Here is a 269-nt window from a genome sequence, read left to right as displayed (position 1 = left end):
CTCGCCGACGTCGCGCCTGACAACTTCCGTACGACCGAGTACTACCAGCGCTACTTCAAGAAGAACATCGTCGGCGACGAAGTGCATTTCAACGTCGTGATCGATCGCGACCACACGCTGGGATTCTCGCTCGGCAAGACGAGCAGGTACGACGAGCGCGAGACCGCGCTGCTGACGCTGTACACGCCGTGGGTGCTGTCGCTGATGCAGCAGCGCGTGCGCTTCGAAACGTTCGTCGCGACCGCCGCGCCTCGGGCGGCACCGCACGC

1 protein-coding gene is annotated in these 269 nt (G+C 64.3%); it reads left to right on the top strand.

The genetic code is table 11. From position 1 onward, the window contains the following. On the top strand, positions 1-269 hold a 269-nt coding region (locus R0J88_RS20455; protein ID WP_410900943.1), incomplete at both ends, for a hypothetical protein.

Source organism: Pseudoalteromonas sp. SIMBA_162 (assembly GCF_046535955.1).
Lineage (GTDB): Bacteria > Pseudomonadota > Gammaproteobacteria > Enterobacterales > Alteromonadaceae > Pseudoalteromonas > Pseudoalteromonas marina.
This window is presented reverse-complemented; position numbering and strand designations above follow the sequence as displayed.